Source organism: Variovorax saccharolyticus, assembly GCF_030316765.1.
GTDB classification, from domain to species: Bacteria; Pseudomonadota; Gammaproteobacteria; order Burkholderiales; family Burkholderiaceae_C; genus Variovorax; species Variovorax saccharolyticus.
Window position 1 is genome coordinate 453,501 of the sequence record NZ_JASZYT010000001.1, and the last position, 25,162, is coordinate 478,662.

The 25,162-nt window shown below is 70.0% G+C and carries 18 protein-coding genes; 4 read left to right on the top strand and 14 right to left on the bottom strand.

Annotated elements, in window-relative coordinates; all coding sequences use genetic code 11:
* Window positions 1-21 precede the first annotated feature (21 nt).
* From QTI45_RS02300 to QTI45_RS02315, 4 genes are read right to left on the bottom strand one after another with little or no spacing between them, the layout of a single operon-like run.
* Entirely contained in the window at window positions 22-414 is a 393-nt protein-coding gene (locus QTI45_RS02300; RefSeq protein WP_286653371.1) for a RidA family protein, read from the bottom strand.
* A 58-nt stretch (window positions 415-472) separates the two neighbouring features.
* Window positions 473-1,462, bottom strand: a complete 990-nt coding sequence (locus QTI45_RS02305; RefSeq protein WP_286653372.1) for a Bug family tripartite tricarboxylate transporter substrate binding protein — start codon at window positions 1,460-1,462, stop codon at window positions 473-475.
* A gap of 13 nt (window positions 1,463-1,475) precedes the next feature.
* Entirely contained in the window at window positions 1,476-1,922 is a 447-nt protein-coding gene (locus tag QTI45_RS02310; RefSeq protein ID WP_286653373.1) for a hypothetical protein, read from the bottom strand.
* Complete coding sequence (locus tag QTI45_RS02315) at window positions 1,919-3,055, bottom strand: aminotransferase class V-fold PLP-dependent enzyme (protein WP_286653374.1); 1,137 nt, start codon at window positions 3,053-3,055, stop codon at window positions 1,919-1,921. Before QTI45_RS02315 ends, QTI45_RS02310 begins: the two co-directional genes overlap by 4 nt.
* 35 nt (window positions 3,056-3,090) lie before the next feature.
* Here QTI45_RS02315 and QTI45_RS02320 point away from each other — a divergent pair, with 35 nt between their 5' ends.
* The 3 genes from QTI45_RS02320 to amaB all read left to right on the top strand — a co-directional run bounded on the left by QTI45_RS02320 (window position 3,091) and on the right by amaB (window position 6,729).
* Window positions 3,091-3,789, top strand: coding sequence for a Crp/Fnr family transcriptional regulator (locus QTI45_RS02320; RefSeq protein WP_286653375.1), 699 nt, complete (start codon window positions 3,091-3,093; stop codon window positions 3,787-3,789).
* A 241-nt stretch (window positions 3,790-4,030) separates the two neighbouring features.
* Complete coding sequence (locus QTI45_RS02325; RefSeq protein WP_286653376.1) at window positions 4,031-5,227, top strand: saccharopine dehydrogenase family protein; 1,197 nt, start codon at window positions 4,031-4,033, stop codon at window positions 5,225-5,227.
* Window positions 5,224-6,729 (top strand): L-piperidine-6-carboxylate dehydrogenase, encoded by a 1,506-nt coding sequence (amaB, locus tag QTI45_RS02330; protein WP_286653377.1) that lies wholly within the window; start codon window positions 5,224-5,226, stop codon window positions 6,727-6,729. Before QTI45_RS02325 ends, amaB begins: the two co-directional genes overlap by 4 nt.
* A gap of 12 nt (window positions 6,730-6,741) precedes the next feature.
* Here the strand turns inward: amaB and QTI45_RS02335 are convergent, their stop codons facing one another.
* The 10 genes from QTI45_RS02335 to QTI45_RS02380 form a co-directional block, all read right to left on the bottom strand.
* Window positions 6,742-8,325: an amidase gene (locus QTI45_RS02335; RefSeq protein WP_286653378.1), complete on the bottom strand. Its 1,584-nt coding sequence runs from the start codon at window positions 8,323-8,325 to the stop codon at window positions 6,742-6,744.
* Between the two features lie 47 nt (window positions 8,326-8,372).
* Window positions 8,373-10,679 (bottom strand): primary-amine oxidase, encoded by a 2,307-nt coding sequence (gene tynA / locus QTI45_RS02340; protein WP_286653379.1) that lies wholly within the window; start codon window positions 10,677-10,679, stop codon window positions 8,373-8,375.
* A 127-nt stretch (window positions 10,680-10,806) separates the two neighbouring features.
* Window positions 10,807-11,796, bottom strand: a complete 990-nt coding sequence (locus tag QTI45_RS02345) for a helix-turn-helix domain-containing protein (RefSeq protein WP_286653380.1) — start codon at window positions 11,794-11,796, stop codon at window positions 10,807-10,809.
* Between the two features lie 106 nt (window positions 11,797-11,902).
* Window positions 11,903-13,333 (bottom strand): aldehyde dehydrogenase family protein, encoded by a 1,431-nt coding sequence (locus QTI45_RS02350; protein ID WP_286653381.1) that lies wholly within the window; start codon window positions 13,331-13,333, stop codon window positions 11,903-11,905.
* A 105-nt stretch (window positions 13,334-13,438) separates the two neighbouring features.
* Complete coding sequence (locus QTI45_RS02355; protein ID WP_286653382.1) at window positions 13,439-14,254, bottom strand: helix-turn-helix transcriptional regulator; 816 nt, start codon at window positions 14,252-14,254, stop codon at window positions 13,439-13,441.
* A 25-nt stretch (window positions 14,255-14,279) separates the two neighbouring features.
* Window positions 14,280-14,735, bottom strand: coding sequence for an Lrp/AsnC family transcriptional regulator (locus QTI45_RS02360; RefSeq protein ID WP_286653789.1), 456 nt, complete (start codon window positions 14,733-14,735; stop codon window positions 14,280-14,282).
* Window positions 14,732-15,190, bottom strand: a complete 459-nt coding sequence (locus tag QTI45_RS02365; protein WP_286653383.1) for a RidA family protein — start codon at window positions 15,188-15,190, stop codon at window positions 14,732-14,734. The genes QTI45_RS02360 and QTI45_RS02365 overlap by 4 nt, the downstream gene beginning before the upstream one ends.
* Complete coding sequence (locus QTI45_RS02370; protein ID WP_286653384.1) at window positions 15,187-16,221, bottom strand: transglutaminase family protein; 1,035 nt, start codon at window positions 16,219-16,221, stop codon at window positions 15,187-15,189. Before QTI45_RS02370 ends, QTI45_RS02365 begins: the two co-directional genes overlap by 4 nt.
* Before the next feature lie 35 nt (window positions 16,222-16,256).
* Window positions 16,257-18,959: a circularly permuted type 2 ATP-grasp protein gene (locus tag QTI45_RS02375; protein WP_286653385.1), complete on the bottom strand. Its 2,703-nt coding sequence runs from the start codon at window positions 18,957-18,959 to the stop codon at window positions 16,257-16,259.
* A gap of 88 nt (window positions 18,960-19,047) precedes the next feature.
* A complete protein-coding gene (locus QTI45_RS02380; protein ID WP_286653386.1) occupies window positions 19,048-22,545 on the bottom strand; it encodes a transglutaminase family protein in 3,498 nt (1,165 codons plus the stop codon).
* A gap of 166 nt (window positions 22,546-22,711) precedes the next feature.
* Here QTI45_RS02380 and QTI45_RS02385 point away from each other — a divergent pair, with 166 nt between their 5' ends.
* A complete protein-coding gene (locus QTI45_RS02385) occupies window positions 22,712-25,120 on the top strand; it encodes a DNA internalization-related competence protein ComEC/Rec2 (protein ID WP_286653790.1) in 2,409 nt (802 codons plus the stop codon).
* Window positions 25,121-25,162 lie beyond the last annotated feature (42 nt).

Genomic DNA, 25,162 nt, shown 5'->3' on the forward strand with positions numbered 1-25,162 from the left:
AAAATTCGTTCGTTGCTTCGTTCAGGCCCGGCGCCGGGCTGTGACCTCGATCTCGACCTTGGCGCCTTCGACCGCCAGTGCGCTGCAGAGGGTCGTGTTGGCGGGCCGGTTGTCGCCCAGTCGGCGCTTGAGCACGCCGCTGACCGCGATCACGTCGCCGCGATCGGGCACGTAGACCCGTACCCGCACCACGTCGGCGAGGCTGGCCTGCGCCTGCGCCAGTGCGCCTTCGATGGTGTCGAGCGCCAGTTCGCATTGCTGCTCGGCCGTGTCGAGGAACTCGCCGCTGGCGAAGTCCTGGCCGACGGTGCCGGAGACGAAGATCCAGTCGCCGTCGACGACCGCGCGTGAATAGCCGGCCAGCTCTTCCCAGCGTGAACCGCTCTGGATGAAAGTGCGAGGGGCGGCGCTCATAGCTCAACCTCCGTGCTGCGCACTGCGGTGCGAGCGCCTTCGGGCGGCCGGGCGGCGCTCATTGCGCCTTGAATCCCGAATCGCGGATGACATTGCCCCAGCCGCGCGAGGCATCGACCACCCACTGTCCGACCTCCTTCGACGGAGCCGCCGTGACCTCGTTGCCCATCTTGGCCAGCTTCTCCTGCAGGTCGGGCTGGGCCAGGGCGGTCTTCATCGCGCGGTCGAACTGCTCGACGAATTCGACCGGCAGGCCCTTCGGTCCGAAGAAGGCCAGCCAGGGGTTCTTGTCGATGCCGCTGAAGCCGAGTTCGAGGAAGGTCGGGATCTCGGGCGCGGTCTTGCTGCGCTCCTGGCCCGAGCTCGCGAGGATGCGGACCTTGCCGGCGCGGTGGTACTCGATCAGCTCGGTCATCGACGCGATGCCGATCGGGATCTGCCCCGCGAGCAGGTCCTGCACCATCGGCGCGCCGCCCTTGTAGGGCACCGAGTTCATCGTGACGCCGAGCGACTTGCCGATGATGTGGCCGATGAACTGCGGCACGCTGCCGGCCGCCGGGATGCCGTAGTTGGCCTCGTTGGGATGGGCCTTGACCCAGGCGCCGAGCTCGGCCATGGTCTTGATGCCGGTGGCGGCGCTGACCGCCAGCACGTTGTAGTACGAGGCCACGCCCGCCAGCGCGGTGAAGTCGTTCACCGGGTCGTAGCCGGCCGCGGCGATGGTCAGCGGGATGATGACCTGCGTGTGGTCGATCGACAGCATGATCGTCGAGCCGTCGGCCGGTGCCGCCTTGAGGAGCTGGGCGGCGATCTGGCCGCCGGCGCCGGCCTTGTTGTCGATCACGAACACCTGGCCGTTCATGGCCTTGCCGAGCTTGTCGACCACGGCCCGCGCCACCACGTCGGTGGCCCCGCCCGGCGGGAAGCCCACCAAGACGCGGATCGGACCGCTGTAGGCCTTGGTGCTCGCGTGGGCGATCCAGGGCGACGAGAGTGCGGGTGCGAGCAGCGCGGCCGTGAAAGCCTGGCCGAGTCGGCGTCGGTTCATGATCATCTCTTCCTCATCGTGGTTTCAGAATCTGCGCCGCGTACGCGGTGGCGCTGCGTTCAAGGCGCGCCTGGATCAGCAGCACCTCGAGCTCGTGGCAGCGCACCAGCCGCAGCCAGCGGGCGTCGTCCATGTCGGCGCCGCGCGATGCATGCAGGGCGATGCGGCAGCCGCCCGTGGCCGCATCGGGCTCGACCGTGGCGTGGATGCGCGGGGCCAGCGCATCGGGCGCGCCGCCCACGTGATAGGTCACGGTCAGGCGCGCGCTGTCGACGACCGGGCGCACCCAGGTGGGCGTGTCGTCGAACAGCGAATGGCCGCGCACCACGCCGCCACCGATCGACTCGGTCTGCCAGCAGCCCAGGGCCCACTGGCCGAGGGCCAGGCCATCGCCGAGGAAGTCCAGGGCCTGCTGCGGGCTCGCGCGGCAGAGCACCGAAGCGCTGTGGGTGGCCGTCATCGTGTCAGGCGAGCCAGCTCGCGCAGGGCGCCCACCACATCGTCGGCCGTGTTGTAGAAGTGCGGCGCGATCCGGATCACGTCGTTGCGCGCCGAGACCACGTAGCCCGACTGCAGCATCCGCGCTTCGATCGCGGCGGCGTCGGCGATGCGGATCGCGGTGTTCGCGCCCTTGGCGGCGGGGTCCAGGGGGCTCGCGACTTCGAGGTCCAGGCGCGCCGCCTCCTCGATGGCCACGGCCGACAGCTGCTGCAGGTAGGCCTGGATCGCGGGCACCCCGATCTCGTTGAGCAGGGCCATGCTGGCGCGCGCGACGCTGGCGCACATCATCGGCGGCGTGCCGGTGTTGAAGCGCGTGGCGCTGTCGGCGAAATCGAGCTGCGCGGGATCGAAGGCGAACGGATTGACGCGGCCGAACCAGCCGGTGACCGTGGGCACGAGCTGCCGCGCCAGTGCCGGTCGCACATAGAGAAAGGCGATGCCCGGAATGCCCAGCAGGTACTTCTGGGCACCGGCCGCCAGGATGTCGACCTTCTGGGCCCGAACGTCGATCGCGATCGAGCCGGCCGACTGGTAGGCATCGACGAACTGGAGCGCACCTTGCGCGCGCGCCGCCTGCCCGGTGGCCGCGATGTCGACGATCTGGCCATCGTAGAAGCAGGCCTGCGACACCGACACCAGCGCCGTGCGGTCGTCGATGGCCGCGGCGATCCGCTGCGCGGTGTCGGTGCGGCCAGCCTCGGCTTCGACCAGGCGCACCTGCGCGCCGCGCGGCTGCTGCGCCAGCCAGACGTGGCAGATCGAGGGAAAGTCCAGCGTGCTGGTGACGACCTCGGGGCGTCCGGCGTCGAAGCGCAGCGCCGAGGCGATGGCCGACGCCGCATCCGACACGCTGCCCAGCACCGCGATGTCCTCGACGTTGGCGTGGATCATGCGAGCGAACTCGGCGCGGGCCAGGGCCACCTGGTCCATCCAGTAGCCCCAGTCGGCGCCGCGGCGCACCCAGACGTCGAGGTACTCGTCGATGGCCTGGCGCACCGGCAGGCTCAGCGCGCTTTGCGAGCAGCTGGACAGCTGAACCGCGTTGTCCAGGATGGGAAAGAGCTTTCGGTATGAGGAGAATGGATGTTTCATGAAACTGCCCGACGGACCGTGCGGGCTTCGAGGCGATGAACAAGAACGCAGAGACGACGGCTTCCCCTTCGGCGTGGATCGAGGTGCCGCACTTCCGCTGGGAGATGCTGATGGCGCAGGGCGCGCCGCGGGTGGATTTCCGCAAGGGCCAGACCCTGTTCTCGCAGGGCGACGCCGTGACCCATGTGCATGTCGTCGAGCAGGGCCGTGTCCGGCTGGTGCTGCTGTCGGAGGCCGGCCACGAGAAACACATGGCCATCGTCGGAGCGCAGGGGATGGTCGGCGAATGCAGCGCCTTCCTTGACGGCCGGCATTCGGTCACCGCGGTGGCTTCGTCGGACGTGGTCACGCGGCAGGTGGCGGTGGCGCTGCTGCAGCAGTGGATGGCGCGCGACGAGGCCTGCATGCGCCAGGTGCTCTGGCTCATGAACGTCAAGCTGCGCGTGCTGGCGCACCAGAACCTGCTGCTGAGCCAGGCGACGGCCGCGCAGCGCGTGATCCATCACCTGGTGCAGCTGGCCGGCACCTACGGCGAGGCGCAGGGACAGGGGCAGAGCGTCGCGATACGGATCTCGTTCACCCACCAGGAGATGGCCAACATCGCCGGCCTCAGCCGGGTCATGACTTCCAATGTGCTGATGCAGTTGCAGGAGCAGGGTCTGATCGAGATGGCGAGGTCGCATTGCGTGATTCGCGAGATGCAGGGGCTGAGACGGCTTGCCTTGGGGTCGTGAGGAAGATGGCAGGGACTGCAGCCCAGTGTAGGAACCGGTCCCGGTGCCGTATGTCAACGGCTTTACAAGCCGCCGCCTTTATTTGTCGACGCAGGGTTCGCTGCGGCACCTGACGCTTCGATCGTCCGGCCCGTCGTTTCGTCGGCAGCGGATGCTCCCTTCGACGAAATGGCCGCTTCCGCCTGACCGCCAGGCCTCCTACAGTTTCTTCATCCGCCCGATGGCCGGAAGGAGAAACCCGATGAGCCCGATCCTGATTCGCAACGTCCTCGTGCTGGGTGCCGGCAAGGTGGGCGGCACGGTGGCCGACATGCTGGCGGAATACCACCGCGTCCCGGTCACGCTGGCCGACCGCGAACCCTCGCGCAGCGAGCCCGGCGACCGGCTGGTGCGGCGCACGGTGGTCGATGTGGCGGACTCCGCGGCACTGGAGGCCGCGTTGGCGGGCCATGAACTGCTCGTCAATGCCTTGCCCTTTCAATTCGCCGCGGGCGTCGCGGCGGTGGCGCGCAAGCGCGGCGTGCACTACCTCGACCTCACCGAGGATGTCGCGGCCACCGCCGCCATCCGCGCATCGGCCGCCGGCGCCGAGTCGGTGCTCATGCCGCAGTGCGGACTCGCGCCCGGGGTGATCGGCATGCTCGGGGCGCACCTCGCCGGTCGCTTCGACGAGCTGCACGACCTGCACCTGCGCGTCGGCGCGCTCTCGCGCCACGCCACCAACGCGCTGCGCTACAACTTCACCTGGAGCGTCGACGGCCTCATCAACGAGTACTGCCATCCGTGCGCGGCCATCGTGCAGGGCCGGCCGGTGTCGGTGCAGCCGCTCGAAGGCCACGAGACGCTGGTGCTCGACGGCGACACCTACGAAGCCTTCAACACCTCGGGCGGGCTCGGCACCTTGTGCGAGACGCTGGCGGGCCGCGTGCGCAACCTCGACTACAAGACCCTGCGCTATCCGGGCCATCGCGATGCCATGGCCTTGCTGCTGCACGACCTGCGGCTGGTCGAACGGCGCGACCTGCTGCGACAGGTGCTCGAGCACGCGGTGCCGCACAGCCGGGAAGACACGGTGATCGTGTTCGCCTCGGCAACCGGGCTGCGCGGCGGCCGGCTCGAACAGGAGACGCGCATGGCCCGCATCCAGGGCGGCCGGCTGCGGGGCGTGGACCGCACGGCCATCGAGCTCGCGACCGCGGCCGGCGTGGTCGGCGTGTTCGAGCTGCTGCGTACCGGGCGCCTGCCGGCGCGCGGCTTCGTGGGGCAGGAGCGCGTCGCGCTCGAGGACTTTCTCGGCACGCGGGTCGGCAGCTGCTACGCCGCGCTCGGTGAGCCGGGTGGCGGTGCGGCGCCCGCCAGCGCCCATCGCGGCGCCACCTTCGCACATACTTGGCCACCCCAGGCGCGACGCCACGCACGCAAGGAGCCACGAGCATGAACGACCTGCGAAACATCCTCGAACGCTGCGGCATCGCCGCATCGGAACTGTCCGGCGGCACGCTGGGCGTGCGCTCGGCCGTCGACGGCACCGAACTCGCGCGCCTGCGCGAGGCGCCGATGACGTCGATGCCCGAGGTGGTCGCGCGCTCCGCGGCCGCCTTCCGCCACTGGCGAGAGGTACCGGCGCCCGCACGCGGCGAACTGGTACGCCTCTGGGGCGAAGAGCTGCGCAAGGCCAAGGCCGACATCGGCCACGTGGTGTCGATCGAGGTCGGAAAGATCGCGCAGGAAGGCCTGGGCGAGGTGCAGGAGGGCATCGACATCTGCGAATTCGCGCTCGGGCTGTCGCGCCAGCTGCATGGCCGGACCATCGTGTCGGAACGTCCCGGCCATCGGATCATGGAGCAGTACCACCCGCTCGGGCCGGTGGCGGTCATCACCGCCTTCAACTTTCCGAGTGCGGTGTTCGCGTGGAATGCGGCGATCGCGCTGGTGTGCGGCGACCCGGTCGTCTTCAAGCCGTCGGAGAAGGCGCCGTTGTCGGGCCTCGCCACCTTCAAGGCGCTGGAGCGTGCCATCGCGCGCTTCGGCGATCGCGCACCGGAAGGACTCGCGCAGATCGTCATCGGCCGCAAGGAACACGCCCAGGCACTGGTCGACAGCAGCGACATCGCGCTGGTCTCGGCCACCGGCTCCACGCGCATGGGGCGCGAGGTCGGCCCGCGCGTGGCGGCGCGCTTCGGCCGGCGCATCCTCGAGCTCGGCGGCAACAACGCGATGATCGTCACGCCGGCGGCAGATCTGGACATGGCGCTGCGGGCCATCCTGTTCAGCGCGGTGGGCACGGCGGGCCAGCGCTGCACCTCGCTGCGGCGGCTCATCGTGCATCGCACGGTCAAGGACGCGCTGGTCGCCAAGCTGCTGCCGGCCTACGAAAGCCTGCGCATCGGCCACCCGCTCGAACAGGGCACGCTGGTGGGGCCGCTGATCGACGAGGCCGCCTGCGACACGCTGCGGCATGCGGTCGCCGAGGTCGAACAACAGGGCGGGCGCATCCTCACGGGCGGCGAGCGCGTGCTGGCGGATCGCTTTCCGAACGCCTTCTACGTCCGCCCGGCCATCGCCGACATGCCCGCGCAGACCGAGCTGGTGCGCCGGGAAACCTTCGGTCCGCTGCTCTACGTGCTGGGCTATGACGATCTGGACCAGGCGATCGCGATGCACAACGACGTCCCGCAGGGCCTGTCGTCATGCATCTTCTCGAACGACCTGCGCGAGGTCGAGCGCTTCCTGTCGGCGGCGGGTTCCGACTGCGGCATGGCCAACGTCAACATCGGGCCGAGCGGCGCGGAGATCGGCGGTGCCTTCGGTGGCGAGAAGGAAACCGGCGGCGACCGCGAGAGCGGCTCCGACGCCTGGAAGCAGTACATGCGCCGCAGCACCAACACCATCAACTTCTCGACCGAACTGCCGCTGGCGCAGGGCATCGAGTTCGGTTGATTCGCGCCGCCTTCAGGCGAGCAGCGGGCTGCGCCTTGCCGTGTACCTGGATGCCTGTTCGTACGCATGGCCGAGCTGGAGCACCGCCAGGTCCGCCTGGGCGCGGCCCATCACCTGGAGGCCGATCGGCAGCCCGCCCGGACCGAAGCCGGCCGGCACGCTCAGCACCGGCACGCCGGCCAGCGTGCCGCCGACGACGACCTCCATCCAGCGGTGGTAGGTGTCCATCGTCCTGCCATTGACGCTCTTGGGCCAGTCCAGCTTGGCATCGAAGGGAAACACCTGCGCCGATGGCAGCACCAGGTAGTCATAACGCTGGAACAGCGTGTTGAGCGCCTGGTACCACGCGCTGCGATCGATGGAGGCGCGGTAGACGTCCACACCCGAGACCTTGAGGCCATTCTCGACTTCCCAGACGGCTTCGGGCTTCATCAGGGCCCGGGTCTTCGGATCGGCGTAGAGGCCGCCCGCGACGCCCGCCACGAGGAAGCCGCGCAGCGTGAGCCAGGTCTTCCACAGCCGCTCCATCGAGAAATCGGGCTGAACCGCTTCCACCGTGCAGCCGATGGTCTCGAAGTGCTTGAGCGCCCCGGTGCAGGTGTCGAGCACGCCGGGCTCCATCGGCAGGTAGCCGTTGTAGTCGCCCATCCAGCCGATGCGCGCGCCCTTGAAGTCCTTGGCCAGCGGCCTGGTGAAGATCGCCGGGTCTTGGTCGATCGACAGCGGCACGCGGGCGTCATGGCCGGCCTGCACCGACAACAGCATCGCGAGGTCAGCCACGCTGCGGCCCATCGGGCCTTCGTAGCCGAGCTGTTGCATGAAGACCTCGTTGGTCGGGCCGTAGGGCACCCGCCCGAACGAAGGGCGGAAGCCGAAGACGTTGTTCCACCCGGCCGGGTTGCGCAGCGATCCCATCATGTCGCTGCCGTCGGCCACGGGCAGCATGTTCAAGGCCAGAGACACGGCGGCGCCGCCGCTGCTGCCGCCCGCGCTCCTGGTCGGATCGAAGGCATTCAGCGTGGTGCCGAACACGGTGTTGTAGGTGTGCGAGCCGAGCCCGAACTCCGGCGTGTTGGTCTTGCCGATCAGGATCGCACCGGCCTTGCGCGCCCGCTCGACGACGATGGCATCGGTCTTCGGCACGTAGTCCTTGAGGATCGGCGAACCTTGCGTGGTGACGATGCCGGCCGTGGCCGCGAGGTCTTTCGGCGCTTGCGGAAAGCCGTGCATCCAGCCGACGCTGCGGCCTTCGGTCTTCGCTGCCGCGAACTGGGCATCGCGCTGCCCGGCCTGCGTGAGCAGCCCTTCGCGCGCCTGCAGCGAGACGATGGCGTTGACCTTGGGGTTGAAACGGTCGATCTGCGCGAGATAGGCGTTCATCACCTCCACGCACGAGACGCTGCGCGACTGGATCGCGCGCGACAGGGCGATGGCGGACCAGCCCGTGATCTCGGCGGCGGGCCGCTCGACCGGACCCGCTGCCTGGGCCAGCGCTCCCAGCGGTGCGGTCGCGAGCAGGGCGGCGCCGGTCTTGAGGAAGTCGCGGCGATCCGTGGTCGTGCCGTTGAGGGATGGCGTTGGGTCGAAGTCTTGCATGGATATCCTCGTGGTCTGGATGTTGGAGTCGAGGGGGAGCGGTCGGCTCACCTGGCCGGCCGGTTCAGCCCGAGCGTGGGCGTCTCGTCGAAGTAGTTCCAGGGCTTCAGCAGCGCGTGGACCCATTCGGTCGGCATGATCGGCCACTCCTCGGCGCGCGCGACGTGGGTGGTGCCGGTGGTCAGCCAGACCACGTTGTCGGTGTTCACGATCGGCTGGTCGTCGGCGGTGAACTGGCCGAGGCCGGTGTCCTTGCCCGAGCGGTTGGGGTACTTGCCTTCGGGGAACTTCTCCTCCGGGTCGTAGCGTGTGACCCAGATCTGGCGGTCCATGAAGCTCAGGCGGTGGTTGATCCACTCGTCCTTGGCAAAGTTGGCGCCCTTGGCGATCGGGTGCGTGCCGCCCGCGTACGGAACGAGCTGGTACGAGACCGGGTTGCCGACCTTGTTGAGGCGGTTCGGATTGCTCAGCAGGCGGATGGTCGACGCATCGAATTTCTGCGCCGCCGCCTTCTCGCTCGCCACCGTGCGCTGCACGGTCTGCATGGTGCTGGTGCGTGGCCCGGCGCGCGTGTTCTTCTCGACCACCGGGTCGATCTCGGTCAGCGAGTTGGCTTCGCCATCGACGTCGAGGTCGAGCCGGAAGTTGTAGATGTGCTGGTGCGTGGTGCCGACGATGTTGTGGTCGAGCAAGGTGCCGTAGCGCGTGTCTTCGGCGGCGGTCGGGTCCTGCATGGTGCGCGACTTGACACCCTTCACGGCTTCGATGCCGGTCGCGCCGGCGTTGATGCCGATGGTGCCGTTCTCGGCGAACACCCAGTCGAACAGGTAGTCGTAGTTGCCGACGGTGCTGATCCAGCGCACCACCAGTTCGCGCCGCTCGGTGCTGACGTTGGGCTTGCCCATCTCCTGGTGCTTGAATTCGGGGCCGGCATAGCGCTCGAACACCGCGATCGCGTTCGGCACCTTGGCCGGCGCGCCCGCGTAGTCGGCCAGGGTGGCATCGAGCAGCACCGCGTTGTCGGGCGCGTCGCGGCCGCGCTCGATCGGCGAGGTCAGCGTGCCCATGCCGTATTCGCCCGAATCGAGGTAGGCCTTGAAGTACCAGCCCACGTCGGGGTCGCCGTAGGGCACGATCATGCCGCCCAGCGAGCCCTCGTACATGATCTTGCGGCGGGTGCCGCGGTCGTTGTAGGTGACGGTCGAGAGCACCAGCCCGACGCGCGAATCGAGCCGCACATGGAAGTCCCAGTTGCGCCAGTGCAGGGTGTTGCCGCTGATGGTGTAGTTCTTGCCCTCGGGCTCGGTGATCTCCAGCGGCTTGGGCGCCGGGGTCGCGCTGCGGTCGCGGCCGTCGTAGGGCGTCGGCTTGAGCGGCACCGGGATCACGCCCTGGTCTTCGATCTTCACGACCTTCTTCTGTTCGAGGTCCACCACCGCGACCAGGTTCTCGATCGGGTGGGCCCAGTAGTTGCCGTCGCCCACGTCGAGGTAGCTCACGACCTTGAGCAGACGGTCCTCCTGCTTCAGTTCGTCCTTGCCGTCGAAGTAGCCGACCGTCAGCGGCGTTGCGACCACCTTCTTCACGTCATGGATGTCGCGCTTGCGCAGCGCCTGGGCGTACTCGGGGCTGCCTTCGATGGCCGATTGCACCGTGGCGAAGTCGTCGAGCAGGACCATGCCGTGCGCGCCCTCGATGGGCTTCCAGTTCGTGACGCTGCGCGCCGCGAGGTCGACCGTGCCTTCGATCAGCTTCTTGCCGTCGAGCACGACCACCGAGGCCTGGCGGGGCGCGCGCACGGGCTGGCCGGTGAGCGCGAAGTTCCACACCTCGTCTTTCGGCGGCGTCTTCAGGGTGATCTCGGTGAAGCGGTAGCCGGGCTGGTAGCGGCCGGAGGACTTCAGGATCGCGACCACCGCGAGGATCTCGTCGGCGGTCAGCGGGTTGAGCGGACTGGGGGTGCGCTCGACCGCGAAGGTCTTGTCCAGCCCCGGCTGGAAAACCTGGTTGATGAAGTCGTGCGACACATAGGCCGTGTTGCCCCGCATCGTCACCGGCACGTCGAGCTGCACCGGCTGTCCGTTCACCATGGCGGTACGCGAACCCGGCTTGACCCGCACCAGCATGCTGTTGCGCGAGATCGTGAAGACGTTGGCGAAGCCGTCCCAGCGCACCGCGGCGCCGAACTCCTCCAGCGTCTTCTTCAGCGGCACCATGTGCGCCGCGCCGCCGTGGGCGTGCGCCGGTGGCGCGAAGGCCGAAAGCGCGGCGCCGGCCGTGAGGGCCGCGACGGCCGTCAGTGCGGCGGCGCGCTGGCGGAAGGGGCGGGAAAATGAAAGCCGTGGGTGCTGCATCGAAGTCCTGCGTCGCTGTGGGAGTGGTTTCGACGGAGGTTACGGGGCAGTGCACGGGACCCGTTATCCCGATTCGGCAAGACTGCGCCCCGGGCCTCGAACGGCCTCGAGCGGGGCATCGAGCCGGTCAGTGGGCGGTCAGCATGCCGTTTGGCATGGCCCTGGCGGCACCGCGCGCGCGGGTCGCCGAGGGCAGTTCGCCGAAGTGCTGGCGGTAGTCCGCCGCGAAGCGCGACAGGTGCCAGAAGCCCCAGCGCGCCGCGACGTCGCCCACGGTCAGGTCGCTGTGCGCGAGCAACTCGCCGCGCACGCGGTTCAGGCGCATCACGCGCAGGTAGGTCACGGGGCTGAGGTGCAGGATCTCTTCGAACGCGTATTGCAGGGCGCGGCGCGAGGCGCAGGTGGCCTGGCACAGGTCGGGCACGCTGATCGCCTCGTCGGCATGGGCGTGCATGTAGTCGCGCGCGGCGTAGAGGATGCGCCGCCGGGCGGCGGCGCTGGGCCGCACGCTCGCTTCGTGGCGATCGCCGGCCACGCCGTCGAGCATCGCCTCCGAGAGCGAGAGCGCCAGCATGCGCTGGGCCGCGGCTTGCTGCAGCAGCGCAGGCTGCAGCCGCGCGAGCGCGAGCGCGGAATCGACGAGCTGCTTCATCCCGGCCTGGACGGCCGCGGAGGTTGCCAGCACGCACGGGTCTCGCAATGGCTGCGCGGCCTGCTCGCCGCCGCGCAGTTGGGTGGCCAGTGCCGACAGGTGCGCGGTGTCGATGGAGATGCCGATCACGTCCATGCCGGCGCCCGCGATCAGGTCGAATTCGGAACCCGAAGACACGGCGATCATGCGGTCGCGTTCGAGCGCATGGCCGCAGAACCAGCCGGCCTCGGCCACGGGGTGCATCAGGCCGACCGTGAGCGTCCCGGTGCGGGGCATGCCGCACTGGAAGACCGAGCGGCTCGCCGTCTCCACGAACACCTGCACCGGCCCGACACGCAGGTCCTCCACATGGCCGCTGAAACGGCCGGCGGAGATCTGCTCGTACTTCTGGTCCCAGGCGCTCAGCCCGGCGGCATGCTCGTCCGCATCGCGGGTGTCGAGGGTGGTGTAGCAGACGTCTTCCATGGCGGTATCCGGACGGATTCGGCGCAAGAAGCGTGCCGCAGACCTCGGCGCTTCGGAAGCCGGATTACCCTGATGGCCCGGCTTCCGCTGCCCGTTCGGCCCGCTGTTACTTCTTGATGCTGATGACGCGCGGCTGCGTGACCGACTTCAGTCCGTCGACGCCGAACTCCACCCCCCAGCCCGAGCGCTTGACGCCGCCGAAGGGCACCATGGGGTGGATCGCGCCGTGCTGGTTGATCCACACGGTGCCGGCCCGGATGCGCGAGGCGACTGCCCTGGCCTTGTCGATGTCGCCGGACCAGACGGAGGCGCCGAGCCCGGCGTCGAGCCGGTTGGCGCTCGCGATCGCGGACTCGAGGTCGCTGTAGCGGATGACCGGGAGCACGGGGCCGAACTGCTCCTCGTCCACCAGCCGGCTGCCGTCGGCGATGTCGGTGACCAGCGTCACGGGATAGAAGTGGCCCGGACCGGCGGGGGCCTCGCCGCCGCAGACGATGGTCGCGCCGCCGGCCCGGGCGTCCTCGACCAGCGCCACCACCTTGTCGTACTGCATGCGGTTCTGGATCGGGCCGATCACGGTGCCGGCCGCCGTGCCGTCGCCCATCGGCATGGTCTCGGCGAGCGCCTTGAGTTCGGCGACCACGGCGTCGTGCAGGTTGTCGGGCACGTACAGCCGCTTGGCGCAGGCGCAGGTCTGTCCCATGTTGAGGAAGGCGCCCCAGAAGAGCCCCATCGCAATCGCCTTCGGATCGGCATCGGGCAGCACGATCGCGGCGTCGTTGCCGCCCAGTTCCATCGTCGTGGGCGTGAGGTTGCGCGCCGCCGCCGCCGCGATGCGCGCGCCGGTCGCGTTCGAGCCGGTGAACATGATCTTGTCGATGCCACTGTTTTCCACCAGGGCCGCGCCGACGTCGCCGCCTCCGCTCACGGTGTTGAGCACGCCGGGCGGCAGCAGCTCGGCCATGATGCGGACCATCTCCAGCGTGCCGATGCTGGTGTATTCGGAAGGCTTGAGCACCACCGTGTTGCCGGCGCGCAGGGACGGCACGATCTGCCAGATCGCAATCAGCAGCGGCCAGTTCCAGGGCGCGATCGCGGCGACCACGCCGAAGGGCTGGCGGTGCATCTCGTCGCGCCGCGTGTCGTCCTCGAAGACGACTTCCACCGGCAGCTCGAGGCTCGCGGGCACCTGTGTCCAGACTTCGCAGCCCCAGAGCTCGAAGCGCGCGCCGGGCACCTGGTCGGGACCGACGCCGCCGAGCGGTTTTCCCTGTTCGCGCGTCACCCACTCGGCGAGGTACTCGGAGTTGGCCTTGATGGCTTGCGCGACCTCCATCAGCAGTGCCTGGCGTTCGGCGTCGGGACGTGCGGCCCATGCGGGCTGCGCGGCGCGCGCCGCGGCGACGGCCTCGGCCACCTGCTCCGGCGTGGCGTGCGGCACCAGGCCCAGCGTTTCGCCGGTGGCGGGGTTCTTCGATTCGAAGCTGCGGGCGACGGCGGCGGGGCGGCCGTTCACGGTGTTCTGGAACGTTCTCACGGGGTATCTCCGGAAGGTGGAAAGTGGCCCGCGCAGTCTAGGGAGCACGCCCGCGCGGCTCCATCGCGAAGATTCGCGATAGGGTTCACCCCGATGGGGGCACCGTCAATGGGGCAGGTGGATCGAGAGGGCGCCCGCGAGGCGGGCGGTCGAGGACACGCCCAGCTTGTCGCGCGCGCTGCGCAGCTGGTGGTCGACGGTCGAGAAGGAGCGCTTGAGTTCGCGCGCGATCTCCTTGTAGCTCATCCCGGTGGCGGCCATGCGTGCGACCTTCAGCTCGGCCGGCGTGAGTCCGGCGAGGGCCGCAGGGTCGGGCGCGGCCCGTGCATCGTCGCGCGCATCGTCGAGCGAGCGTGCTGCCGTCAGCACCGGCGTGAGCACGGCGCGAGCGAGCAGGGGAAGGTGGGTGCAGGCCTCGGAACGCCAGACCGTGCGGGGCTCGATCCAGTCGGCGCACAGCAGGCCCAGCGAGCGGCGGCCGTCGTGCAGCGACACGGCCAGCTTGGTGCGGGTGCCGATGGCGCCGAGCTGCGCGCGCATCTGCGGCCCGAAGCGCGCATCGCTCGCGACGTCGCCGAACACCACCAGGCCCTCGGTGGCCCAGACGGCGGCCAGGCTCGGGTCGCGCGCATCCATCGCGAAGCCGACCACCGAGGGGACGGCGCGGCCGGGGCGCAGTGATTCGGCCAGCGGCGCATACAGTGCCTGCCCGGGTTCGGCGAAGCCGCCATCGACCCGATCGGCATCGAGCAGCTCGCGCAGACATTCCACGCCCACCCGCCAGCACTGGAGCGGGTCCTCGACGTACAGCAGCATCTGCGCCGCGAACTCTCGGGCCGGGCGCCAGGGAAGCGCGCTGCGGTCGTCGAGCAGACTGCAGCGCAGTCGGCGTTGGGTCTGGAGCACGTCGTCGCTGTGCATCGGATGGGTTCCCCGGGGTCCGGGATTATGGCGGAACCGCGCTGCGGCGGTCGACCTTGCGGCTCAGCACCACCGAGGTGTGCGTTTGCTGGATGCCTTCGATCAGGCCGATGCGGTCGAGCAGCGCGTCGAGCTGCTCGTTGGTCTCGCAGCGCAGGGCCAGCATGTAGTCGTACTGGCCGCTGACGGCCGAGAGTTCCTCGACCTCGGGCAGCCGCGTGAGCGCCCGCACCACCGCGGCGCCGGTCTTGGGCGCGACGCTGAGGCCGCAGTACGCGCGCACCGCGGCTTCCTCGAGGCGCTGGCCGAGCCGCACGCCATAGCCGGCGATCACGCCCTCGCGTTCCAGCCGCGCGATGCGGGCGACGACTGTCGTGCGCGCCACCCCGAGCTTGCGGGCCAGCAGCGCGGCGGGCGCGCGGGCGTCGGCCTGGAGCAGGCTCAGCAGGTGGCGGTCGGTGTCGTCCAATGAATCACTTATTGGACTTCGGCGATCAGCTCGATCTCTACGCAGGCGCCGAACGGAATCTGCGCGACGCCGAAGGCGCTGCGCGCATGGGCACCTTTCTCGCTGCCGAAGACCTCGGCCATCAGTTCGCTGGCGCCGTTGGTCACCAGGTGCTGCTCGGTGAAGGTGGACGTGGAATTGACCAGGCTCATGAGCTTGACGATGCGCTTGACCTTGTTCAGGTCGCCGACCGCCGCATGCAAGGTGCCGAGCAGGTCGATCGCGATCGCGCGCGCGGCCTGCTTGCCTTCGTCGGTGCCGAGCGCGCCGCCGAGCTGCCCGACCCAGGGCTTGCCGTCCTTGCGGGCGATGTGGCCGGAGAGGAAGACCAGGTTGCCGGTGCGCGCGAAGGGCACGTAGGCCGCGGCGGGCGTGGCCACCGGGGGCAGGGTGATGCCGAGGCTGGACAGCTTGTCGTAGACGCTCATGAAGACTCCTTGTTCTGGGTTGGGGGCTGGGATTGGGTTTGGCTTTGGGACTGGTTCTGCGACTGCGACTGCGACTGCGATTGCGACTGCGATTGGGACCGCGATTGGGACCGCGCGATGGCCGCCGCTTCTTCCTTCAGTTCCTCGAGCGGTCGCACCGTGACGCTGACGCCCAGCGTGTGGCGGGCACCCCCATGCAGCACGCCGCGCATCGGCGAGACGTCGGAGTAGTCGCGGCCGATGGCCAGCGTCACGTAGTCTTCGCCGGGCTGGCGGCCGTTGGTGGGGTCGAAGTCGGCCCAGTCGCCGGGGCCGTCGGCGCCGGGCAGGTAGACCGACACCCAGGCGTGCGAGGCATCGGCGCCGACCAGGCGCGGCTTGCCCGGCGGCGGCTGGGTCAGCAGGTAGCCGCTGACGTAGCGCGCCGGCAGGCCGATGGTGCGCAGGCAGGCGATCATGATGTGGGCGAAATCCTGGCAGACGCCCTTGCGCTGGGCCAGGGCCTCGATCGCCGGCGTGCTGATCTCGGTGCTGCCGGAGTCGTACTCGAAGTCCCGGTACATGCGCAGCGTGAGGTCCATCGCGGCGTCGAAAGCGGGGCGGCCGGGCGCGAAGCTGGGCCGGGCATAGGCCGCGAAGTCGTCGTGGCGCGGCACGTAGCGCGAGGGAAAGACGAAGTCGGAGGCCGGGTCGTAGCGGGCGTCCTTGACGTAGCGAAAGCGCTCGCGCACTTCTTCCCAGGGCAATGCGCGCGCGATGGCCGGCGACAGCACCGGCTGCGCGGTCTCGACCACGCTCTCGGCGGTGACCACCAGATCCTCGTGCGTGGACTCCAGCGCGAAGAAGGCGCGCGCGTTGCCGTAGACGTCGGCCGACTCCTCGTGCAGCGCCGGCGTCGGGCTGATCGTCAGTGCATGGCTCACCAGCCGCTGCGACACGGTCGTCATCGGCTTCAGGTGCGCCAGGTGCTGCGCGGTCTCGACCGGCGGCGTGTAGTCGTAGCGCGTGGCGTGGGTGACGTGGAGCAGCATGTGCGGACTTTACTCGCCCGGCATGCGGGCCGAGCTCAGGCGCCGACCGAGCGCAGCGATTCGGAGGTCAGGGTGAAGTAGCGCGTTCCGATGGCATCGGAGACGTGGTAGGCCGCGGTCTCGCAGGCGTCGAACACCCGGACCAGCGTCGGGTACTGCTGGTCGGGCCCGGGTTCGCACAGGCCTTCCAGTGTCCAGGTGTCGGGATCCGGCAGGTCGTACGACAGGGCGGTCAGCTTGCCGGGGGCGCTGCCGGCAAGCCTGGCGATGCGCTTGCGCAGCGTGTGCGTGACCCAGGCCAGCGAGCGCGGGTTGTCGCCGTCCTGCACCAGCAGGTCGACCAGCGTGGCGACGTCGCGCCGCTGCTGGTAGCGGGCATGGAAGGTGATGGTGCTGTCGAACAGCGCCACCATGGCCTCGAAGCCGCTGACCTCGTGCACCGAGCCGTTCTCGAAGCCGGCCGACAGCGCGCTCGAGAGGAAGGCCAGGCGCTCGATGTGGCGGCCGATCGACAGCAGCCGCCAGGCGTCGTCGCGGGTCATGCGGTCGGTCTGGGCGCCGGTCATGGCCGACAGCGCGCTGCTGGCCGACTCGAGCAGGCGCAAGGCGGCGCCGCTGGCATAGCCGCCTTCGACCTTCTCGCCGGCCTGTTCGGCACTGCGCCGCAGGAAGTCGGTTTCGGCGCGCACGATCTGGTTCCAGTGGTCCTGCGACAGCCGCTCGCGCACCGCGGCGGCCGACTGGCGGATGGCGCGCAGGCTCCAGCCGACGCTGCCGCCGGTGTCGACGTTGCCGAGCTCGGCGATCAGCGCACGCTCGAACACGCGGCGCGACTTCGGCAGGCTCGGCACCTCGGCCGGCACCAGCGCATTGCGCAGCGCCAGCCGGTGCAGCCATTCGAGCAGGGTGCGCGAAGAATGGTCTTCGCCGCTCAGCAGGTCGATCGTGAGGCGCGCGAGGCGCACGGCGTTCTCGGCCCGCTCGGTGTAGCGGCCGAGCCAGAACATGTTCTCGGCCGCCCGGCTCGTGACCGGAGCGCGATGCCGGGCCAGCGAAGCCGGGGTGGCGTGCGGCTGCAGCAGCGTCGTGCGATCGACTTCGCCCTCGGTGCGGACCCAGACGTCGGCGCTGCTGCCGCCGCGCTGCATCGAGGCGATCTGGGCGTCGCGCCCCGCCAGCCGAGCCAGGCCGCCCGGCAGCACCCGCCACGAACGCGGACCGTCGCTGACCGCGAACACGCGCAGCAGCACCGAGCGCTGCGCGATGTGGCCGCGGCCGAGATCCTGGGTCCAGGTCGGCATCTGCGACAGCGGCAGGTAGCTCTGCACCGTGTGGGCCTCGCCCTGGCGCACGATGCGGCCGGCCCATTCGTCGAGCTCGCGGCGGCCCATGTGGCGCCCGAGCACGGCCTCGAAGCTGGTGTGGGCGTCGATGTCGGGGTAGGTCGCCTTGATCGCGCAATCGCCCAGCTGCGGCAGCACGGCTTCCATCGCGGCGCGTTCGCCGCACCACCAGGTCGGCAGCGCCGGCAACTGCAGCTTCTCGCCGATCAGCCGGCGTGCCAGCGCGGGCAGGAAGCCCAGCAGCGCGGGCGATTCGAGGAAGGCCGATCCGGGCATGTTGGCGACCAGCACGTTGCCGGCGCGGATCGCCTGCAGCAGCCCCGGCACGCCGAGCGTGGAGTCGGGCCGCAGCTCGAGCGGATCGAGGAACTGGTCGTCGAGCCGCTTGACCAGCCCGTGCACCGGCCTGAGGCCTTGCAGCGTCTTGAGGTAGAGCCGCTGGTCGCGCACCGTGAGGTCATTGCCCTCGACCAGCGTGATGCCGAGGTATCGCGCCAGGTAGGCGTGCTCGAAGTAGGTCTCGTTGTAGGGGCCGGGCGTCAGCAGCGCGATGTGCGGCGGCTGGCCGGCCGGGCACATGCGCTGCAGGCCTTCCATCATCGCGTTGTAGGTGGCGGCCAGGCGCTGCACCTGCAGGTTCTCGAAGGCCTGCGGGAACTGGCGCGCGATCGCCAGCCGGTTCTCCAGCAGGTAGCCCAGCCCCGAGGGGGCCTGGGTGCGCTGCGAGACCACCCACCAGTTGCCGTCGGGCCCGCGCGCGAGATCGAAGGCCGCGATGTGCAGCCAGGTGTCGCCGGGCGGACGCACGCCGTGCATGGCCCGCAGGTAGCCCGGATGGCCCTGCACCAGCGCCGCCGGCAGCAGGCCTTCGGCCAGCAGCTGCTGCGGGCCGTAGACATCGGCCAGCACCCGGTCGAGCACGCGCACGCGCTGCTGCACGCCGGCCTCGATCTGGGCCCAGCTGGCGGAGGAGACGATCAGCGGAAAGAGGTCGAGCGACCAGGGCCGCTGCGGACCGTCGGCATCGGCGTAGACGTTGTAGGTGACGCCGTTGTCGCGGATCTGGCGCTCGAGGCTGATCGCGCGCCGGGGCAGGTCGTCGAAGCCGCCCGGACCGAGGTTCTCGAAGAAGCCGCTCCAGGCCGGCGCCAGCGGTGCCCGGTCGCCGGCATCGTCGTCCGCCTGCGCGGGCGGCGACTCGGGACGGGGGCCGGAGGCATCGTAGAGCGGCGCCGGCTGCGACGGGACGGCCTGGCGCGCTTCGTCTTCGGGCGTGGCACCGCCGCGCAGTTCGTCGAAATGGCCCGGCGCGGCCGGGGGGGCGAGCGCGGCCGCGAGCGCGGCAGGCGCTTCCAGGGCCTGGGCGTCGAAGAGGGATTCGTTCAGTGGGTCCACGGTGCGCCGATTGTCACACTGTGGTCACGGTTGCCGAGGGCGTGCGCGTGAGAAAAGGCCGAATCCCGCGCAGCCTCGGCACTTGCGCTCACCGCCGCAGGTCGAGCGTGAACGGAAACTCGCGGCTGCCGGCCAGCTCGATGGTCGCCGGCGGCGTGCTCATCAACCCCGGCGTGTGGCCCATGCGCGTGAATCGCGAGTGGCGCCGGCTCTCGGCCTCGTAGGCGTTGACCGGGAAGGTGTCGTAGTTGCGCCCGCCCGGGTGGGCGACGAAGTACTGGCAGCCGCCCAGCGAACGCTTCATCCAGGTGTCGACGATGTCGAAGGTCAGCGGCGCATGGGCGCCGATGCTCGGATGCAGCGACGACGGCGGGTTCCAGGCCTTGTAGCGCACGCCGGCCACGAACTCGCCGACCGTTCCGGTGGGCTGCAGTGGCAGCACCTTGCCATTGACGGTGATGACGTAGCGGCTTTCGTTGAGGCCGGTGACGCGAACCTCGATGCGTTCGAGCGACGAGTCGACATAGCGCACGGTGCCGCCGGCCGAACCTTCCTCGCCCATCACGTGCCACGGTTCGAGCGCATTGCGCAGCGACAGCTCGACGCCCATCGCCTGCACCTGCCCGACCAGCGGGAAGCGGAACTCGAAGTGCGGCGCGAACCAGTTGGGGTCGAAGGCGAAGCCGGCCTGCCGCATCTCGCTGATGACGTCGTCGAAGTCCATCTTGACGAAGGTCGGCAGCAGGAAGCGGTCGTGCAGCTCGGTGCCCCAGCGGGTGGCTGGCGCCTTGTACGGCTCGTCCCAGAAGCGGGCGATGAAGGCGCGCAGCAGCAGTTGCTGGGCGATGCTCATGCGCGCATGCGGCGGCATCTCGAAGGCGCGCAGCTCGAGCAGGCCCAGGCGGCCGGTGCTGGAGTCGGGCGAGTAGAGCTTGTCGATGCAGAACTCGCTGCGGTGCGTGTTGCCCGTGACGTCGACCAGGATGTTGCGCAAGGTGCGGTCGACCAGCCAGGCCGGCATGTTCTGGCCGTAGATCTCGCGATTGCGGGCGATTTCCTTGAGCGCGATCTCGAGCTCGTAGACCTGGTCGTTGCGCGCCTCGTCCACGCGCGGCGCCTGGCTGGTCGGGCCGATGAACATGCCCGAGAAAAGGTAGCTCAGCGACGGATGGTTGTGCCAGTAGAGCAGCAGGCTGGCGAGCAGCTCGGGCCGGCGCAGGAAGGGGCTGTCGGTGGGCACCGCGCCGCCCATCACGAAGTGGTTGCCGCCGCCGGTGCCGGTATGGCGGCCGTCGGTCATGAACTTCTCGGCCGACAGGCGGGTCTCGAAGGCCGCGTTGTAGAGGAACTCGGTGTGGTCCACGAGTTCGCGCCAGTTGTGCGCCGGATGGATGTTGACTTCGATCACGCCCGGGTCGGGCGTGACCTGCAGCAGCTTCAGGCGCGGATCGCGTGGCGGCGGGTAGCCTTCCATGACGATCTTGATGCCCAGCTGCTCGGCCGTGGCCTCGACCGCGGCGACCAGGTCGAGATAGTCCTCGAGCCGTGCCAGCGGTGGCATGAAGACATACAGCACGCCCGAGGCGCTGCCGAGCTTCTCGGCCGCCGGGCCGTTGGCGCGGCGCGGGTCGCGCACCTCGACGCACAGCGCGCTGCGCGTGATCCAGTGGGCCGACTCGCCGCGCCGCGGCTGGCGCGGCGTGGTCGGATCGATGGCTTCGTCGCTCGAGCGGGCAGGGCCGTCGCCCGGCGACTGCATGCGCAGCGCCGCCGGCGCGGCTTCGGGCGCGCCGAAGGCATAGGGCACGGCGCCGCGGTCGGCGCCCGGGCCGGTCGGCGCCGGGCCGCTGTAGCGGGCGCGATAGTCGGCCGCGCTCGGCAGGCTGCCCAGCGGCGCCGTCGGGTCGCGCTCGACCAGGTAGGGGTAGTCGCCCTTGCTGGTCCAGGGCTGGGAGTCGAGCGGCAGCCTGTAGCCCATCGGCGAGTCGCCGGGGATCAGGTACATGCGGTCGTCGCGCAGGAACCAGGGGCCGGTCTTCCAGCCCGGGCCGGCCAGCGCCGGCGCGTCGGGGTTGGCGTTGCCGGCCTCGATCGGCAGCATGTAGCCGATCACCGCATCGAGTTTCTGCGTGAACACCCGTCGCAAGCGCACACGCTCCATCTCGTCGTCGAGCTTGGAGTCGAAGGGATCGACGTTGACCGGCAGCCGGCGCTCGCGCCACAGGTAGTAGTAGACGTCCTCGTAGCCGGGCTGGATGTAGCGCTCGGTGAGGCCCAGGCGATGCGCCAGCACGGTGGTGAAGCGGCGCGCGTCCTCGCTGGTGTAGTGCGTGGGATGCCGCTCGTCGGCGAACAGCTCGGGGTTGTGCCACAGCGTCTGGCCGTCGGCGCGCCAGTAGATCGACAGCGCCCAGCGCGGCAGCTGCTCGCCCGGGTACCACTTGCCCTGACCGAAGTGCAGGAAACCGCCCTGGCCGTACTCGGCCCGCAGCTTGTGCACCAGTTCGGTGGCATAGCCGCGCTTGGTGGGGCCCAGCGCATCGGTGTTCCATTCGGGCGCATCGCGGTCGCTGGTGGCGACGTAGGTCGGCTCGCCGCCCATCGTGAGCCGCACGTCGCCGGCCGCGAGGCGCTTGTCGACCGCATCGCCCAGGGCCACGATCTCGGTCCACTGCTCGTCGGTGTAGGGCTTGGTGACGCGCGGCGACTCGTAGATGCGCGTGACCTTCATCTCGTGGCCGAACTCGACCTCGGCATCGTCGACCACGCCTTCGATCGGTGCGGCGCTCGAAGGTGTCGGCGTGCAGGCCAGCGGGATGTGGCCTTCGCCGGCCAGCAGGCCGGAGGTGGCGTCGAGCCCGATCCAGCCGGCGCCCGGCAGGTAGACCTCGCACCAGGCGTGCAGGTCGGTGAAGTCGACCTCGGTGCCGCTCGGGCCGTCGAGCGCCTTGACGTCGGGCGTGAGCTGGATCAGGTAGCCCGACACGAAGCGCGCAGCCAGCCCGCAGTGGCGCAGCAGCTGCACCAGCAGCCAGCCCGAGTCGCGGCAGGAGCCCGAGGCGTTGGTCAGCGTTTCCTCCGGCGTCTGCACGCCGGGCTCCATGCGGATCAGGTAGTTGACGTCCTGCTGCACCTGCTGGTTGAGTCCGACCAGGAAGTCGATGGTGCGCTGTTCCTTGCGGTCGATCTTCTCGAGGTAGGCCTTGACCAGCGGCGTGGCCTCGTCCGCCACCAGGTAGGGCGCGAGCTCCTGGGCCTGCGACTCGGTGTACTTGAAAGGGAAGTTCTCGGCCTGCGGCTCGAGGAAGAAGTCGAAGGGGTTGTAGACCGCCATCTCGACCACCAGGTCGACCGTGACCTTGAACTCGCGCGTCTTCTCGGGAAACACCAGCCGTGCCTGGTAGTTCGCGAACGGGTCCTGCTGCCAGTTGACGAAATGCTCCGCGGGTTCGACTTGCAGCGAATACGAGATGACGTTGCTGCGGCAATGCGGCGCCGGACGCAGACGGACCACCTGCGGGCCGAGTTGCACCGGACGGTCGTACTTGTAGTGGGTGACGTGGTGGAGTGCGGCGTGGATGGACATTTTTTCTCGGTGCGTCGAGGGTGCCTCGGGGTGAGACGCATACTAGCCGACACAGAAAGCAATTTGCGCGCCAAAGAAGTGCGCAAGGGAGTGAATTGCACATGCGTCGGGAGTTCGGTTCGTGACGGCCGGACGGGAGCAGCGCGCCCTGGCTGTGTTCGCAGCGATGGCGGGATCGGTGCTGGGCGCCGCCTTGCAACTGCAGCAGGCCGCACTGTGGCCCTGGCTGGTCTATGCCTGCCTGCTGGCTGCAGCGTGCGGCGCCTGGCTCTGCCTTCGTGCGCGGTGGGCGCCGCCAGCGCTGTGGCTGCATCTGACGCTGGCGTTGTGCGTGGGTGCGATGGCCGGGAGCGGTCTGGCCGGATGGCGGGCCACGGCCTATGCGGCCAATGCGCTGTCGCCCGCGCTCGAAGGTCGCGACCTGCTGCTGGTGGGTCGAGTGGCGAGCATGCCCCAGCATGGCGCGGGCGGATCGCGCTTCGCGTTCGAGGTGGAATCGGCGCACTGGGCCGATGCAGGGGCGGCCGACCCGGATCCTCCGCGGGTGCCTTCGCGCGTCTCGCTGGCGTGGTACGCGCAGGGCGGCGGGCTCTGGGCGCGTGCTGCGGCCGAGGCGCCGCCGTCCGCCGCCGGCCGGACCGCACCCGTCCACGCCGGCGAGCGCTGGCGCATGGTGGTCCGTCTCAGGGCTCCGCATGGCAGCTTGAATCCGCACGGCTTCGACCACGAGCTGCGCATGTGGGAGCAGGGCGAGCATGCCAGCGGCCAGGTACGCAACGGGGCCCGCGACCCACCGCCCGAGCGGCTGGGCTCGGGCTGGCGCCATCCCGTGGAGCGCTTGCGCGAGACCGTGCGCGATGCCGTCTTCGAACAGATCGAGGAGCCGCGCCGGGCCGGCGTGATCGCGGCGCTGGTCACCGGCGACCAGCGCGCGATCGAGCGCTCCGACTGGGACATCTTCCGGGCCACCGGTGTCGCCCACCTGATGTCGATCTCGGGCCTGCACATCACGATGTTCGCCTGGCTCGCGGCGCTCGCGGTCGGGGCGCTGTGGCGCTGCAGCGCGCGCCTGATGCTGCGCTGGCCGGCGCAGCATGCCGCGATCGTCGGCGGCCTGCTGCTCGCCACGCTGTACGCGCTGTTCAGCGGCTGGGGCCTGCCTTCGCAGCGCACGGTGCTGATGCTCGGCGCCATCGGACTCCTGCGCCTCACGGGCCGACGCTGGCCCTGGCCCTTCGTCTGGTTGTCGGCCTGCGCCGTAGTGGTCGCGGTCGATCCCTGGGCCCTGATGCAGGCGGGCTTCTGGCTCAGCTTCGTGGCCGTGGGCGTGCTGTTCGCCGCCGAGGGCGCGGCGCCGGCCGGCGCGCCCACCGGCATCGGCGCCCGCCTGCTGCGCCTGCTGCGCGAGCAGTGGATCGTGACGCTGGCGCTGACGCCGCTCACCCTGTTGCTGTTCCAGCAGGTCTCGGCAGTCGGCCTGCTGGCCAACGCGATCGCGATCCCCTGGGTCACGCTGGTGGTGACGCCACTGGCGATGCTGGGCGTCGTCGTGCCATCGCTCTGGCACCTGGCCGCCGGGTCGGTCCAGGCGCTGTTGGCCGTGCTGGAGTGGTTGGCGGGCCTGCCCTTCGCGACCCTGTCGATGCCGGCGCCGCCGCTGTGGATGGCGGCGGCGGGCGTGGCGGGCGGCGTCCTGCTGGCGATGCGCCTGCCATGGACACTGCGCGCGCTCGGGCTGCCGCTGTTGTTGCCGGCGCTGCTGTGGCAGGCGCCCCGGCCGGCCGCGGGTGAATTCGATCTGCTTGCCGCCGACATCGGTCAGGGCAGTGCGCTGCTGGTGCGCACCGCCACGCACAGCCTGCTCTACGACGCGGGCCCGCGCTACAGCCTCGAGAGCGATGCCGGCCAGCGGGTGCTGGTGCCGCTGCTGCGGGCCCTGGGCGAGCGGCTCGACACAGTGCTGCTGAGCCACCGCGACAGCGACCACACCGGCGGCGCTGCCGCGGTGCTCGCCGCGCAGCCGCAGGCGACGCTGCTGAGTTCGATCGAGGACGGCCATCCCCTGAAGTCCGGACGGGCGGCGCGGCGCTGCGAAGCCGGCCAGCGCTGGACCTGGGACGGTGTCGACTTCGAGGTGCTGCATCCGCAGGCCGGCGACTACACGGCCTTCGTGCCGCCGAAGCCGAATTCGATCTCCTGCGTGCTGCGCATCGGCAACGGCCGCACCGCCGCCCTGCTGGCGGGCGACATCGAGCGCCTGCAGGAGATGGCGCTGGTGGCGCGCCGCTCCGAGCTCCGAGCCGACGTCCTGCTGGTGCCTCACCACGGCAGCAGGACCTCGTCGAGCGCCTTGCTGCTGGACGCGGTGCGGCCGCGCATCGCGTTGGTCCAGGCCGGCTGGCGCAATCGTTTCGGGCATCCCGCCGAAGAGGTGGTGGGGCGCTACCGGGAGCGCGGCATCGCCCTGGTGGAGTCGTCGCGCTGCGGCGCCGCCACCTGGTCGAGCAGCGATCCCGGGTCGGTGAAATGCCAGCGGCACGAGGGGCGGCGCTACTGGAATCATGTCCCGCCGTGAGGCGTCTCGGCCTGCGCGGATGCATCGTTGTGCCGATCGCCG